At 66.6% G+C, this 12536-nt stretch carries 13 protein-coding genes; 9 read left to right on the top strand and 4 right to left on the bottom strand.

The features are described 5' to 3' along the window. The first annotated feature begins 49 nt into the window (after positions 1 to 49). Positions 50 to 424 (top strand): DUF427 domain-containing protein, encoded by a 375-nt coding sequence (locus tag ACZYW1_RS10295; RefSeq protein WP_463785469.1) that lies wholly within the window; start codon positions 50 to 52, stop codon positions 422 to 424. On the opposite strand, the gene ACZYW1_RS10290 is transcribed toward ACZYW1_RS10295, so the two are convergent. Beyond that, positions 421 to 777 (bottom strand): nuclear transport factor 2 family protein, encoded by a 357-nt coding sequence (locus tag ACZYW1_RS10290; protein WP_463787782.1) that lies wholly within the window; start codon positions 775 to 777, stop codon positions 421 to 423. The genes ACZYW1_RS10295 and ACZYW1_RS10290 overlap by 4 nt on opposite strands. A gap of 160 nt (positions 778 to 937) precedes the next feature. Here ACZYW1_RS10290 and ACZYW1_RS10285 point away from each other — a divergent pair, with 160 nt between their 5' ends. The 8 genes from ACZYW1_RS10285 to ACZYW1_RS10250 all read left to right on the top strand — a co-directional run bounded on the left by ACZYW1_RS10285 (position 938) and on the right by ACZYW1_RS10250 (position 8592). Further along, complete coding sequence (locus ACZYW1_RS10285; RefSeq protein ID WP_463785467.1) at positions 938 to 1852, top strand: DNA-3-methyladenine glycosylase family protein; 915 nt, start codon at positions 938 to 940, stop codon at positions 1850 to 1852. Positions 1853 to 1895: 43 nt separating this feature from the next. Next, positions 1896 to 2435 carry a Dps family protein gene (locus ACZYW1_RS10280; protein WP_463785464.1) on the top strand — a complete coding sequence of 180 codons (540 nt, stop codon included), beginning with the start codon at positions 1896 to 1898 and terminating at the stop codon, positions 2433 to 2435. 78 nt (positions 2436 to 2513) lie between these two features. Then, positions 2514 to 3485: a pirin family protein gene (locus tag ACZYW1_RS10275; protein WP_463785463.1), complete on the top strand. Its 972-nt coding sequence runs from the start codon at positions 2514 to 2516 to the stop codon at positions 3483 to 3485. Positions 3486 to 3551: 66 nt separating this feature from the next. Continuing rightward, positions 3552 to 4196 (top strand): TetR/AcrR family transcriptional regulator, encoded by a 645-nt coding sequence (locus ACZYW1_RS10270; protein WP_463785462.1) that lies wholly within the window; start codon positions 3552 to 3554, stop codon positions 4194 to 4196. A gap of 55 nt (positions 4197 to 4251) precedes the next feature. Beyond that, complete coding sequence (locus tag ACZYW1_RS10265) at positions 4252 to 5199, top strand: class I SAM-dependent methyltransferase (protein ID WP_463785460.1); 948 nt, start codon at positions 4252 to 4254, stop codon at positions 5197 to 5199. A gap of 34 nt (positions 5200 to 5233) precedes the next feature. Beyond that, positions 5234 to 6172, top strand: a complete 939-nt coding sequence (locus tag ACZYW1_RS10260; RefSeq protein ID WP_463785459.1) for a class I SAM-dependent methyltransferase — start codon at positions 5234 to 5236, stop codon at positions 6170 to 6172. A gap of 100 nt (positions 6173 to 6272) precedes the next feature. Beyond that, the gene (locus ACZYW1_RS10255) at positions 6273 to 7691 is read left to right on the top strand and encodes an aldehyde dehydrogenase family protein (protein ID WP_463785457.1); all 1419 of its coding nucleotides are present in this window, start codon (positions 6273 to 6275) and stop codon (positions 7689 to 7691) included. 37 nt (positions 7692 to 7728) lie between these two features. Further along, positions 7729 to 8592, top strand: a complete 864-nt coding sequence (locus tag ACZYW1_RS10250; RefSeq protein ID WP_292989017.1) for an SDR family oxidoreductase — start codon at positions 7729 to 7731, stop codon at positions 8590 to 8592. A gap of 66 nt (positions 8593 to 8658) precedes the next feature. On the opposite strand, the gene ACZYW1_RS10245 is transcribed toward ACZYW1_RS10250, so the two are convergent. The 3 genes from ACZYW1_RS10245 to ACZYW1_RS10235 all read right to left on the bottom strand — a co-directional run bounded on the left by ACZYW1_RS10245 (position 8659) and on the right by ACZYW1_RS10235 (position 12469). Then, positions 8659 to 10206 carry a PE-PPE domain-containing protein gene (locus tag ACZYW1_RS10245; protein ID WP_463785455.1) on the bottom strand — a complete coding sequence of 516 codons (1548 nt, stop codon included), beginning with the start codon at positions 10204 to 10206 and terminating at the stop codon, positions 8659 to 8661. A gap of 228 nt (positions 10207 to 10434) precedes the next feature. After that, positions 10435 to 11256 (bottom strand): tyrosine-protein phosphatase, encoded by an 822-nt coding sequence (locus tag ACZYW1_RS10240; protein ID WP_463785453.1) that lies wholly within the window; start codon positions 11254 to 11256, stop codon positions 10435 to 10437. Between the two features lies 1 nt (position 11257). Beyond that, positions 11258 to 12469, bottom strand: coding sequence for an acyl-CoA dehydrogenase family protein (locus ACZYW1_RS10235; protein ID WP_463787781.1), 1212 nt, complete (start codon positions 12467 to 12469; stop codon positions 11258 to 11260). Between the last annotated feature and the right edge of the window lie 67 nt (positions 12470 to 12536).

Genomic DNA, 12536 nt, shown 5'->3' with positions numbered 1-12536 from the left:
TGCGCCCCGCGGTGTTGAATCAGCTATTCGCATCTGAGGAGACGTCGCCATGACCAGTCGACCCGTTCTGGAACCGACCGCCGAGCATCCGATCACGATCAACCCGACCGGACGGCACGTGGTCGTTCGCATCGGCGGCGAGGTCGTTGCCGACACCAACGACGCATTGCAGCTGCAGGAGTCGACCTATCCTGCGGTGCAGTACATCCCGTACAAGGACGTCGTGCACGGCGTGCTGACGCGCACCGACACCAATACCTACTGCCCCTTCAAGGGCGAAGCGGCGTACTACAGCGTGACCACCGCCGCCGGTGACACCGTCGAGGACGCGATCTGGTTTTACGAGCAGCCGTTCCCGGCGGTGGCGCCGATCGCCGGCCACGTCGCGTTCTATCCCGACAAAGCCGAGATCACGGTCGACTAGGCCGTCCGTGGCCCGAAGACGTGGGCCGTCAACTGGGTGTCGCTGTACTCGCGGAGCGAGGCGATCAGCCCGTCGCGGGTCTCGAAGATGAAGACCGCCGGGCTGTTGTAGTGCACCCCGTCGGCGGTCTCGCCGTCGGCTTCGGCCTCGATCACGACACTCTCGCCGTCGTTGAAGCACTGGATGAAATCCAGGTCCAGTTCGACCAGGTTCTTGCGCCGCTCGACCTCGTGACGCAACGCGGTTTTGTCGAGCGAATCCCTGGTCACGATGCTCCAGTAGGTGAAGTCGTCGCTGAGGAGGTCGAAGCACTCGTCGATGTCGCCGTCGTCGGACAGGCACTGTAGGAACATCCATGCCAACTCGGCGGACGGGTCGTCGAAGGGCGTGGTCACATCGTCATCCTGACGGAGGAGTCAGTTGCCGGTCAATGATGTCGCGGACAGTGACGCCCATTCCCGGCCGGACCTATGATCGACGGAATCGAGCAGTTGCGGTACGCGGCGGGAGCCCATGGTGAGTAGCACTCGCACGGTGACCTTCCCCGGACCCGTCAGTCCCAGGAACACCCTCTTCCCGCTGCGCAGGGGTCCCGGTGACCCGTGTTTCCAGATCGCCGAGGACGGCGCGATCTGGCGAACGAGTTTGCTGCACAGCGGCGCTGTGACCGCGCGGCTCAGGCGCTCGGCGCCCGACACGGTCGACTGCACGGCCTGGGGGATCGGCGCCGCCGAGTTTCTCGATGCGCTCCCGGCGATGCTCGGCGCCGATGACGACCCGTCCGGCTTCGCACCGACCGATCCGATTGTCGCCGAAGCGCACCGGCGCGTGCCGCATCTGCGACTGGGCCGCACCGGCCGGGTGCTGGAGGCCTTGATCCCGGCCGTCATCGAGCAGCGGGTGCAGGGCAAGGACGCCTTCCGGGCGTGGCGACTGCTGGTGACCAAATTCGGGACTCCGGCACCCGGACCCGCGCCGGAGCGGATGCGGGTGCCGCCCCCGGCCGAGGTGTGGCGGCGGATCCCGTCCTGGGAATTCCATCGCGCCAACGTCGATCCGGGTCGGGCCCGCACCGTTGTCGGATGCGCCCAGCGGGCATCCGCGCTGGAGCGGCTCACCTCCTGGCCGGCCGAGCGGGCTCGCGACGCATTGATGTCGTTGCCCGGCGTCGGCATCTGGACTGCGGCCGAGACGGCGCAACGAGCATTCGGCGATGCCGATGCGCTGTCGGTCGGCGACTACCACGTGTCGAAGATGATCGGCTGGACATTGCTCGGGCATCCGATCGACGACGCCGCGATGGTCGAACTCCTGGAGCCGATGCGCCCGCACCGCCACCGGGTGGTCCAACTGCTCTACGCCAGCGGACTCGCCTACGAGCCCCGCCGTGGCGCACGGCTGCCGGTGCAGGACATCCGCGCGATCTGATTCGCGGTGGTTATTCGCCGCGGTCATCGGGTACCCGCCGCCCATGACTCAATTCACCGTCCCCGGACTGACCGACAAGCAAGGTGAAGCGCTTGCCGATCTGCTGCAAAAGCAGTTGAGCACCTACAACGACCTTCACCTGACCCTCAAGCATGTGCACTGGAATGTGGTGGGCCCCAACTTCATTGGGGTGCACGAGATGATCGACCCGCAGGTCGATCTGGTGCGCGGGTACGCCGACGAGGTGGCCGAACGCATCGCCACGCTCGGTGGATCACCGCAAGGCACGCCGGGGGCGATCCTGAAAGACCGTACGTGGGACGACTACTCGGTGGGTCGTGACACCGTGCAAGCGCATCTGGCCGCCCTCGACCTGGTCTACAACGGCGTCATCGAAGACACCCGCAAGGGCATCAGTGAGACCGAGAAGCTGGACCCGGTCACCCAGGACATCCTCATCGACCATGCCGCGGAACTGGAGAAGTTCCAGTGGTTCGTGCGTGCGCATTTGGAGAATGCCGGCGGTGGGCTGACCCATCAGGGCGCGTCCAGCGAGAAGGACGCGGCGGACAGCTCGCGTTAATCGCGCTGCCCAACGACGGGCGGAATAATCGGACCGCGGTCCGGTTATAGCGGGTATCCACTTCAGAGGAGGCCCCAGATGCCCGCCGTCACCGCAGACACATTGACCTTGACCAGGCTGTCCGCAGCCGGTCCGCTCGACACCGAGCGCCCGGTCCGTTCGATCACCACCGGCCCGCGCGGCCACGAAGGCGAAGGCTTTCCCGTGGTCCGCGCGTTCGCCGGGGTCGACAGCGCCGCGCTGGACCCGTTCGTCCACATGGACCAGATGGGCGAGGTGGAGTACCAGCCCGGCGAGCCCCGGGGCACCGACTGGCACCCGCACCGCGGTTTCGAGACCGTCACCTACATGATCGACGGCCGCTTCGCTCACCAGGACTCGCACGGTGGCGGCGGGTTGATCGCCGACGGTGCCACCCAGTGGATGACCGCCGGGGCGGGAATTCTGCACATCGAAACGCCGCCGGCCGAATTGGTGGAAAGCGGTGGGCTGTTCCACGGGATCCAGCTCTGGGTCAACCTGCCGAAGAAAGACAAGTTCGCCACGCCCCGGTACCAGGCCATCGAAGGTGGCGATGTCGCTCTGCTGTCATCGGAGGATGGTGGCGCGCTGATCCGCGTCATTGCCGGCGAGGTCGACGGTCACCACGGGCCGGGTGTTACGCACACCCCAATCACCTTGGCCCATACGACAATTCAACCCGGGGCTCGACTGAGCCTGCCGTGGAATCGGGACTACAACGCGCTGGTCTACGTGCTGTCCGGGCGTGGGTCGGTGGGGCCGGTGTCGCACCCGATCCAGCAGGGCCAGCTTGCGGTGCTGGGGCCCGGCGACCGAATCACCATCGACGCGGCCTCGGCCCAGGACTCGCGGGTCCCTGCGCTGGAGGTGCTGATCCTGGGCGGTCGGCCGATTCGTGAGCCGGTGTTCCACTACGGCCCGTTCGTGATGAACACCAGGGCCGAGGTGATCCAGGCGCTCGAGGACTACCAGGCCGGTTCGTTCGGAGTTGTGCCGGTCGGCGGGCTGACCCCGCACCGGCCGAGGTAGCCGTCAGCTAACAGGCGAGCGAATTTATGTGACGGGCGTAGGTGTGACATATGGCACAATCAAACGGTGGTACAGCCCGCGAGCCGGGGGCCGGGTCGCCCCCCAGCAGCAAAGGCGGCTGAGACGCGTAAGCGCATCCTGCGCGCGGCCCGTGAGGTTTTCAGCGAACGGGGCTACGACGCAGCCACATTTCAGGCGATCGCGGTCCGGGCCGACCTCACCCGGCCCGCGATCAACCACTACTTCGCGAACAAGCGCGTTCTGTACTGGCAGGTGCTGGAAGAGACCAATAACGCCGTCGTAGCTGCAAGTGCTCAACGGGCGCGCAGTGAGACAACCCTGACCGGCCGGGTGTCGGCATTCATCGAGGGCGCCCTCGAGGCCGAACTGGAAAACCATGCGGCGTCGGCCTTCCTGATCGCCGCGACGCTGGAGTCCCAGCGGCATCCCGAACTGAGCCGGCCCACCGCCGACTCCGTCAGCACTACTCGCACATTTCTGTTGTGGGCCATCAACGACGGAATCTCCAGCGGCGAGCTGAACGCCGACACCAATGCCTCGGCTCTGACCGAGATGCTGCTTGCCGTGTTGTTGGGTGTCGGCTTCTACGCCGGGTTCGTCGCCAGCCGGCACGAATTCGACACCATCACCGACCAGCTGAAAACGTTGCTGGCCCGCAGCCTGACCCGGCCGCCCGACCCGGTTGCGTGACGTAGCGCACACAACCATATAGGTTGCCTAACTTACTAGGTAACATGGTGACGCTATGACTGGTCTGCACAACGCGAACTCCATTCGGTCCGAAGGCGACAGCTGGAACATCACCGAAAGTGTGGGCGCCACCGCGCTGAGCGTTGCCGCTGCCCGTGCCGTCGAGACCGGATCCGCCGACCCGCTGATCCGCGACCAATACGCCTTTCTGCTGGTATCGACCGCGGGGCAGCCGTGGGAACGCCTGGCGACGTCGCTGGACTGGATCGGCGACGACGACCACGGGCGCCGCGCGCACCGGCTCGCCATCGACTACCAGGCGGTGCGCACGCACTACTTCGACTCCTACTTCGCCGACGCCGCCGCTGCCGGCATCCGGCAGGTGGTCATCTTGGCCGCCGGGCTGGACTCACGCGCCTTCCGGCTCGAGTGGCCCGACGGCACCACCGTCTTCGAGATCGACCAACCGCAAGTCGTCGCCTACAAGACGGCCACGCTGGAGTCGGCCGGTGCCGAGCCGACGGCGGAGCGTCGGACCGTGCAGGTCGACCTGCGGGAGGACTGGGCGGCGGCGCTGACGGCGGCCGGCTTCGACCCGGGCGTGCCGACGGCGTGGCTGGCGGAGGGTCTGCTGCCGTATCTGCCCGCCGAGGCCCAGGATCGGTTGTTCGAGATCCTCACCAGCCTGAGCGCGCCCGGCAGCCGGGTGGCCGTCGAAGCGTTCAGTCTCGGCGCCGCGGACAGCGAATCGCGTCGGGTGGCTCGGCGGGCCCGATTCGACCGGATGCGGCAGCGTCTCGGGTTGGACATCAACGTCGAGACGCTGACCTATCAGGAAGGCGATCGAGCGGACGCCGCGGACTGGCTGCGCGAGCACGGTTGGCGCGTCGACGCCGTCCGCAATGCCGACGAGATGGCCCGACTCGGTCGGGCGATTCCCGACGATCTGGCCGACGAGGCCTTCACCACCACACTGTTGAGCGCCGAGCTCGGCGCACGTTGATTCTCTTCCACCCCCTACCGAAGGCAGAACCGCGATGAGCGCCCTACGCAGCCATGACGACACCTGGGACATCACCGAAAGCGTGGGCACCACGGCGGTCATGGTGGCCGCGGCTCGTGCCGCCGAAACCGACAAGCCTGACCCGCTGATCCACGACCCGTTCGCCAAGATCCTTGTCAACGAGGCCGGCACCGGGGTCTGGGAGAAGATGCTCGACAGCGACCTGCTGGACAAGGTGGCCGAGATCGACGCCGAAGCCGCCGCGATCTTCGAGCACATGCGCGGATACCAGGCGGTGCGCACCCACTTCTTCGACGCCCACTTCGCCGGCGCGGTGCAGGCGGGCATCCGCCAGGTGGTGATCCTGGCGTCCGGTCTGGACTCGCGCGCCTACCGGCTGGACTGGCCGGCCGGCACCACCGTCTACGAGATCGACCAGCCCAAGGTGCTCGAGTACAAGGCGGCGACACTCGCCGCGCACGGCGCGACGCCCTCGGCCGACCGCCGCGAGGTGGCAATCGACCTGCGCCAGGACTGGCCGGCGGCGCTTGTCGCGGCCGGTTTCGACCCGAAGGTGCCCACTGCCTGGCTGGCGGAGGGCCTGCTGATGTATCTGCCCGCCGACGCCCAGGACCGGTTGTTCACCCAGATCGGCGAGTTGAGCGCGCCGGGCAGCCGGATCGCCGCCGAGACCGCGGCCAACCACTCCGACGAGCGGCGCCAGGAGATGCGGGAGCGGCTCGACCGGGTGGCCGCGGAACTCGGCATCGAGCGCAACATCGACATCCAGGACCTGATCTACCAGGACGACGCTCGCGCTGACGTCGCGACCTGGCTCAACGACCACGGCTGGCGGGCCACCGCGCAGAACTCCGGCGACGAGATGCGCCGATTGAATCGTTGGGTCGAGGGCGTGCCGTCGGGCGACGACAAGGATGCGTTCTCGCAGTTCGTGACCGCCGAACGCGTCTGAGGGGCCGCGAACGCACGACAGTGCGCGCGCCGAGGGGACCTGTTGCCCAACCGGGTGGTTGATTAGGATTGGGATTTCGCCGGTCGAGGAAGGGATCCCCATGACCACCGAAATCACTGATCCGGTTGCACCCACGACGCCGGAATCCGGCTCTGACGTGGCAAAGACCGTGGCGCGGTTGCGTCAAACGTTCGCCACCGGCCGCACCCGAAACATCGAGTGGCGCAAGCAGCAACTGCGCGCACTCGAGCGACTGATGATCGAGAACGAGGCCAAGGTCGCCGAGGCGCTGGAAAAAGATCTCGGCCGCTCGCCGTTCGAGGCGTGGCTCGCCGACGTCGCCAGCACCAGCGGTGAGGCCGCCTACGCGGCGAAGAACGTGGGCAAGTGGGCCAAGCGCCGCCACAAGCTGCTGGAGATGTCGCAGCTGCCCGGGCGCGGCTTCGTCGAATACGAGCCCTACGGAACTGTGCTGATCATCGGCGCGTGGAACTTCCCCTTCGCGTTGACGCTGGGCCCCGCGGCCGGCGCCATCGCGGCGGGAAACACGGTGCTGCTCAAGCCTTCTGAGGTGGCACCCGCGTCGTCGGCGCTGATGGCCGAGTTGGTGCCGCGCTACCTCGACAACGACGCGATCGCGGTGATCGAGGGTGACGGGTCGGTCAGCCAGGAACTCATCGCGCAGGGTTTCGACCATCTGTTGTTCACCGGTGGCACCGAGATCGGGCGCAAGGTGTACGAGGGAGCGGCCAAGCATCTCACCCCGGTGACCCTCGAACTCGGCGGCAAGAGTCCGGTGATCGTGTCCAAGGACGCTGACATCAAGGTCGCCGCCAAGCGCATCGCGTGGACCAAGTTGATCAACTCGGGCCAGATCTGCATCGCGCCGGACTATGTGCTGGTCGAGGCGCCGATCCGGGACCAGCTCGTCTCCGAGATCCAGAAGGCCGTCACCAGCTTCGAAGCCGAAAACGCTTCTGGCGGTAAGCGAATCGTCAACGAGCGGCACTTCGATCGGCTCACTGCCGCCCTCGCCGCCACGCAGGGTCAGGTCGCCATCGGCGGCGGTTCGGACCCGTCGAAGCTGAACATCCAGCCGACGGTCGTGGTGGATCCCGCGGCCGACGAGCCGTTGATGACCGACGAGATCTTCGGGCCGATCCTCCCGATCGTCACCGTCCAAAACTTGGACGAGGCAATCACATTCGTCAACTCGCGGCCCAAGCCGCTGGCCGCCTACCTGTTCACCAAGGCCAAGGCCGTTCGCGAGCGGGTGATCAAGGAGGTGCCGGCGGGCGGCATGGTGGTCAACCACCTGCTGTTCCACTTCGCCACCCACAAGCTGCCTTTCGGCGGCGTGGGCCCGTCCGGCCTGGGTGCCTACCACGGCAAGTTCGGCTTCGAGGAGTTCAGCCACCGCAAGTCGGTGCTGACCAAGCCGACCCGACCCGACATCGCCAGCTTCATCTACCCGCCGTATACAGAGAAGGCGTGGAAGTTGGCGCGCCGGCTGTTCTGACCGGCCGAATTCGAGTAGCCAAACCGAAAGGAACGTAATGCCCGGAGTGCAGGATCGCGTTGTCGTCGTCACCGGAGCCGGCGGCGGCCTGGGTCGCGAATACGCGCTGACCCTCGCCAAGGAAGGCGCCAGCGTCGTCGTCAACGACCTCGGTGGCTCGCGTGACGGCACCGGCGCTGGACACAACATGGCTGACGACGTCGTCAAGGAGATCAAAGACGCCGGTGGACGTGCGGTTGCCAACTACGACAGCGTGGCCGAGGCCGAGGGCGCCGAGAACATCATCAAGACCGCCCTCGACGAGTTCGGCAAAATCGACGGCGTCGTGAGCAACGCCGGCATCCTGCGCGACGGCACGTTCCACAAGATGTCGTTCGAGAACTGGGACTCGGTGCTCAAGGTGCACCTCTACGGCGGTTACAACGTGGTCCGGGCCGCCTGGCCGCACTTCCGTGAGCAGAGCTACGGCCGCGTGCTGGTCGCCACCTCCACCAGCGGGCTGTTCGGCAACTTCGGCCAGGCCAATTACGGCGCGGCCAAGCTCGGCTTGGTCGGCCTGATCAACACGCTCGCCCAGGAAGGCGCCAAGTACAACATCAAGGCCAACGCGCTGGCCCCGATCGCCGCCACCCGGATGACCGAGGACATCCTGCCGCCCGAGGTGCTGCAGAACCTGACGCCCGAGTTCGTCGCGCCGGTGGTGGCCTACCTGGTGACCGAGGAAGTGCCCGACAGCGGCTCGATCTTCATCGTCGGCGGCGGCAAGGTGCAGCGCACCGCGCTGTTCCAGAACGAGGGCGTCACCTTCAAGACCCCGCCGTCGGTCGACGACATCGCCTCGCACTGGGGCGAGATCGACGACCTGTCCGCGGCGAAGGCGGCCAACTTCTCGATCCGCTGATCCGCACCTGAACGAAAGAAAGGCGCCGCCCCCTCGCTGGGTCGCGGCGCCTTTCTCGTTCGGCGGTTAGGAGAACAGACCCGAGAAGGCGTCCTGGATCTGCGCTGCGGCGCTCTGGATGACCTCCAGCTCGAAGCCCGCGGCCAGGGTGAACACTGCGGTGTTCGCCGCGATCGGCAGGCCGATGGCGTCGACGAAATCACCGGTCGCGATGTTCGCGCTGAACAGCGAGAGGTCGTAGGCCGGCACGCTGGTCAGCAGCGCATTGATGATGTCCGCAGTGGGCAGCAGTGTGGAGTAGGCCGCCGAGGACGCGGTGGTCAGTGCGTTGATGAACTCGGTGAACGTTCCGCTCGGGTCGGTCGCCAGGTTGGTCAGGAACGCGGAGAAGTCCAGTCCGGACGTGCTCGGGTCGACCACCGGAGTGACGTCGGGGGGCGCCGCCAGGTAGGCCTCGAATGCGGTGATGCCTTCCTGGGTCTTGGTGGCCAGGTTGCTGAAGATGTCGGACAGGCTGACGTCGGGGAACAGTCCGAACGGCGTGTTCACGTCGGCCGGTGAATCCACGTCCACCGAGTAACCGGTCGAGCCGTCGCCGTAGCCGAGGTTGATCAGGTACGTCAGGTCAGGCCCGAGCAGTGCTTGCAGCGGCGCGGGCAACAGCGCGACCAGCGGCGGGGTGACGTCTTCACCGCCGAGCGTGGTGATCATGTAGTAGTCGGTCAGGCTGTCCGTGTCTCCCAGGCTGGCCGAGCCCGGCAGCAGGATCGCGTTGGCGATGTCCGTCGGGCTCGGGCCGCTGCCGTCGAGCGGGAAGTCGAGGTAGTGGCCGTGAATCTGCTGGATGCCCAGGAACGCGTTGAGGTCGGCCAGGAGGTTGATCGGGTACTTCGGGAAGTCGGTGAAGCCGTCGTACTGGATCGAGTAGATCGAGGTGACGTAGTCGTCGGAGGGGGTGGCGCCGTCGAACGAGACACCGAGGCTGGGCAGGTTCAGCTCGAGCGAGTGCGTGTTGCCGGACATGTCGGTGAAGCCGTCGAAACGCGACAGCAGCCCGCCGTTCGGGTTACTCGGGTCGGCGAGCAACAGAAACTTGACCATGTCCGGGCTCACCCCGTCGGCCTTCAGCTGTTCCATGGTCAGACCGGCGAGCGTGGAGCTCTGCGAGTAACCGAACACCGTTGAGACGTCGCCGTTCGCGGCATTGGCCTCGATCTGGTTGGCAAGGATCGTGATTCCCTGACCGACCGAGGTGGCATTGGTGGGAAGACCGAGCTCACCGCCGGAGGGGTAGTTGAGCGGCAGGGTGTGGACGCCGGTCAGCGGGTAGAGGCCTTCGGGCGTGAAGAGCCCCTCGCCGAAGGGGTTGTTCGCAGTCGCTCCGTAGTAGTTCGTGATGTCACCGGGGTAGATGTGGTTCAGGTAGAGCCCGGTGGCCGCCTGTACGTAACCGGAACCAGGGATCGGCAGCCCGCTGCCGCCCATGACCAGGCCGATGTCCTCGCCGTCGGCGTGCGCGACCCCGGCGTTCAGCATGCCGGCCAGGCTCAAGAACCCTGCGCCGGCGGTGACGACCATTCCCAGACCCATGAGACGAAGCTTCCGAGCAGACATTGTGCGACCTTTCCAACGAGGCTGACGGCGCGGGTATTAGGCATATGTCTACGCCTATGGAACTCATATGTCTGAGAAACACACAGCTTTTCGTTGGGGAAAATTAAGTTTCGCGTCCAACTAGTCGGACGCGTATCACGCACCCCATCGCCCCCAGTGGCACCAAGCGGCCATCGACACGGCCCAGCCACTCGGAGGGGAGGGTGGTGTCGGCTTTACCCGGGGGTCTCAGCCCAGCAGCGCGTCGCGCAGCCGGTCGACGTCGGCGTCGGTGATACCGGCACTGCGGAAGTAGCCGTCGAGCGAGCCGAAGTCGCTGTCGATGGTCCGTCGCGCGGCATCGAGGTACTCCTCGCGAACGCCGAGCACCTCTTCGGACAGGCGGGCTTCGGTGGTCGACATCAGCTCGGGCGTCATGTCGACGTCGGCCCGCTCCCGGATCGTGTCGAGGATGCGTTCCCGCAACAGCGGCACGGCCTGGTTGCTGGTCAGAAAGTCGGCGACGATCGCGTCGCGTCCCACCCCGGCTGCCTCCAGCACCAGCGCGACCGTGAACCCGGTGCGATCCTTGCCGGCGAAACAGTGCGCCAGCACTGTCCGGCCGTCGCCCAGCAGGGTCACCATGCGATGCAGGGCCTCGCGGGCTCCGGGATAGGTGGGGAAGCGGCTGTATTCGTCGACCATGTAGCGGCTGGCGGCGTCGCTGACCGATTCACCGTCCGGCTTCTCCTCGAAGAGGCGCTTGAATGCGTGCTCGTGCGGCGCCGCGCCGTCCGGGTTCGCCTCGTCGGGTGCCAGGTCCGGGATCGGCAGCAGGTGGATGTCCACTCCGTCGGGTACCAGGCCGGGGCCGTGCCGCAGCACCTCGCTGCGCGAGCGCAAATCGGCGACGTCGGTGACACCCAAGCGGCGCAACTCGTCTCGGCCCTCGTCAGCCAGCTCGCTCAACTCGCCGGAGCGGAAGAGCCGACCGGGTCGCAGCACACCGGTGGTGTCGGCGACGTCGCGAAAGTTCCAGGCTCCCTGTAGATCTCGCAGCCCGGTCACCACGTTAGGTGACCGCCGCCGCGAAAGCGCTTTTCTCCCGGCCGATTTCGGACCGGGCGATGGTCCGCAGGTGCACCTCGTCGGGTCCGTCGAAGATGCGCATCGCGCGTTGCCACGCGTACATCCGGGCCAGCACGGTGTCATCGCTGACTCCGGCGCCGCCGTGTACCTGGATGGCGCGGTCGATGACATTGCAGGCCATCTGCGGGGCGACTGCCTTGATCTGCGAGACCAGTAGGTGGGCGGCCCGGTTGCCGTGCTGGTCGATCGTCCAGGCCGCCTTCTCGCACAGCAGCCGGGCCTGGTCGATCTCGTTGCGCGACTGGGCGATTGCCTGCTGCACCAGACCCTGGTCGGCCAGCGGACGGCCGAATGCGATGCGGGTATTGGCCCGGTGCACCATCAGCGCCAGCGCACGCTCGGCGCCGCCCAGCGCGCGCATGCAGTGGTGGATGCGGCCGGGGCCCAGCCGAGCCTGCGCGATAGCGAAGCCGCCGCCTTCTTCGCCGAGCAGGTTGGTGACCGGAACCCGGACGTTGTCGTAGATGATCTCGCAGTGGCCGGGCTGGTCCTGGTAACCGAACACGGTGGTCGAGCGGACCACGGTCACGCCGGGCGTGTCGATCGGCACCAACACCATCGACTGCTGCTGGTGGCTGGCCGCCTCCGGGTTGGTGCGGCCCATCACGATCAGGATCTTGCAGCGTGGATCGGCCGCGCCCGAGGTCCACCACTTACGGCCGTTGATCACGTAGTCGCCGCCGTCACGCACGATCGACGTCTCGATGTTGCGGGCGTCGCTGCTGGCGACGGCGGGCTCGGTCATCGAGAAGCCGCTGCGGATCTCGCCGGCGAGCAACGGCTCGAGCCAGTTCTTGCGCTGCTCCTCGGTGGCGAACAGGTGCAGGGTCTCCATGTTCCCGGTGTCCGGCGCGGCACAGTTGATCGCCTCGGGGGCGATCTCCAAGCTCCACCCGGTCAACTCCGCCAGCGGCGCGTAGTCCAGGTTGCTCAGGCCGGATTCCGACGGCAGGAACAGATTCCACAGTCCCGCGGCCTTGGCCTTGGTTTTGAGCTCCTCGATCACCGGGGGAACGGTGTGGTCCTTCGGCCCGGCTTCCTCGCGGTACTTGTCGTATTCGGCCTCGGCGGGGAAGACGTGATCGGTGATGAACTCGCTCAGCCGTTTGTGATAGTCGCTGGCTTTGGCTGACATTGCGAAGTCCATAACCGCCACGATAAGCCACCCGCCCCGGTGCCACACCGGGGGCAGGATGAACGTC

The sequence above is a fragment of the Mycobacterium sp. IDUB_36 genome (assembly GCF_055419225.1).
This window is presented reverse-complemented; position numbering and strand designations above follow the sequence as displayed.

Excerpts from the sequence above, each read along its gene's own strand:
- ACZYW1_RS10295 (WP_463785469.1), top strand. The coding sequence starts at position 50 with ATGACCAGTCGACCCGTTCTGGAACCGACCGCCGAGCATCCGATCACG.
- ACZYW1_RS10290 (WP_463787782.1), bottom strand. The coding sequence starts at position 777 with ATGTTCCTACAGTGCCTGTCCGACGACGGCGACATCGACGAGTGCTTC.
- ACZYW1_RS10285 (WP_463785467.1), top strand. The coding sequence starts at position 938 with ATGGTGAGTAGCACTCGCACGGTGACCTTCCCCGGACCCGTCAGTCCC.
- ACZYW1_RS10280 (WP_463785464.1), top strand. The coding sequence starts at position 1,896 with ATGACTCAATTCACCGTCCCCGGACTGACCGACAAGCAAGGTGAAGCG.
- ACZYW1_RS10275 (WP_463785463.1), top strand. The coding sequence starts at position 2,514 with ATGCCCGCCGTCACCGCAGACACATTGACCTTGACCAGGCTGTCCGCA.
- ACZYW1_RS10265 (WP_463785460.1), top strand. The coding sequence starts at position 4,252 with ATGACTGGTCTGCACAACGCGAACTCCATTCGGTCCGAAGGCGACAGC.
- ACZYW1_RS10260 (WP_463785459.1), top strand. The coding sequence starts at position 5,234 with ATGAGCGCCCTACGCAGCCATGACGACACCTGGGACATCACCGAAAGC.
- ACZYW1_RS10255 (WP_463785457.1), top strand. The coding sequence starts at position 6,273 with ATGACCACCGAAATCACTGATCCGGTTGCACCCACGACGCCGGAATCC.
- ACZYW1_RS10250 (WP_292989017.1), top strand. The coding sequence starts at position 7,729 with ATGCCCGGAGTGCAGGATCGCGTTGTCGTCGTCACCGGAGCCGGCGGC.
- ACZYW1_RS10245 (WP_463785455.1), bottom strand. The coding sequence starts at position 10,206 with ATGTCTGCTCGGAAGCTTCGTCTCATGGGTCTGGGAATGGTCGTCACC.
- ACZYW1_RS10235 (WP_463787781.1), bottom strand. The coding sequence starts at position 12,469 with ATGTCAGCCAAAGCCAGCGACTATCACAAACGGCTGAGCGAGTTCATC.